This is a genomic window from Micromonospora thermarum, assembly GCF_012034245.1.
Taxonomy (GTDB): domain Bacteria; phylum Actinomycetota; class Actinomycetes; order Mycobacteriales; family Micromonosporaceae; genus Micromonospora; species Micromonospora thermarum.
The window spans coordinates 1-1,223 of the sequence record NZ_JAATEO010000091.1; the positions used below are offsets into that span (position 1 = coordinate 1).

The following is a 1,223-nucleotide window of genomic DNA, read 5'->3' on the forward strand; positions in this document are numbered from 1 at the left end:
GGCTCTTCGAAGTTAAGCGGGGTTGAGGTGTCCGCGGTGGCGTCGGGTGGTCGCGGTGCGGGTGCGGAGGCGTTGGTTTTCGGGGTTGCGGAATCCGTAGGCGTCGCGGGCGATGGTCTTGATTACGCGGTTGGTGCCTTCGGAGCCGGCGTTGGTGATCCCGGTGTGCAGGAACGCCTGGATCTGTGGCCACCAGGTTTCGATGGTGGTGGCGAGGCGGTGGAGTTCGGGCAGGTCAGTGGCGGCGCAGCGGGTGTAGAAGCGGTGCAGCAGTCGGTGGACGTGTTCCCGGTCGGGCTGGGTACGGGCGGTCGCGAGGAGGTCGAGCAGGTCTTCTTTCGCGTTCCACGCGGCGAGGATCGGGGCGCCGATCGTCGTGGGGAGGGCTTGCAGGGTGTCGACCAGGCGGTCGACGTGCTTGCCGGGCATGCGGGCAGCGGATCGGGTCAGCCGGTTGCGCATCCGCCATTCCGGGTCGCTGCCGCGGCCGCGGCGTCCGCGCCGGGTCAGGGTCATGCGACGGCGGACCTCGGTGACGGCCCGGTTGGCCAGTTGCACGACGTGGAAGTGGTCGACGACCAGCAGCGCGTGTGGCAGCACCTGGCGGACGGCGGCCTTGAACACGGTGCACATGTCGATCGCCACCGCATGAACCTGGTCGCGCCACACTTGCGGGCGGGCGGTCAGCCAGCCGGTGACTGCGGCGGTGGTGCGGCCTTCGACCTGCGCGAGCAGGCCCTGTCCGCCGGACAGATCCACGAAGCCGACGTGCCACCGGTCCGCGGTCGTGGTCCACGAGCCGGCTTGATCGTCCCAGCTCCAGCGTGGCTTGCCGCGGCGGACCTCGTCGATGCCGAGCACCGTGACCGGCTCCGGCTCGTCCGGCAGCACCGCGGTTGCGTGGGCGGTGAACGCCTGCGCGACGACCGGCCATGAGACGCGGTGGTCCCGGGCGGCCTGCACGATCGTGCGGCCACCGTCGGCGACCGCGGCACCGGCCGCCTGCCGCAGCCGGGTGGTCAGCCGGGAACGGGCCGGGACCTGGGCGACCTGTTCGGTGAAGGACTTGCGCGGACAGGCCGGGGTCGGGCAGTACCAGCGTCGTTTGCGCCAGCGCAGCCGTACTGGCCGCCCGCCGACCGGCAGGTCCCGCGGCCGGGTCGTGGCCCACTGCTTCACCCGTGCCGCCCGCTGCCCACACTGCGGGCAGCATCGCGCCTGCT

At 71.8% G+C, this 1,223-nt stretch carries 1 protein-coding gene; it reads right to left on the minus strand.

Annotated elements, in window-relative coordinates; all coding sequences use genetic code 11:
- Nucleotides 1–12: 12 nt before the first annotated feature.
- Nucleotides 13–1,223: ISL3 family transposase (locus HCJ94_RS29325; protein ID WP_168004236.1), on the minus strand; the 1,211-nt coding region annotated here is incomplete at its 5' end.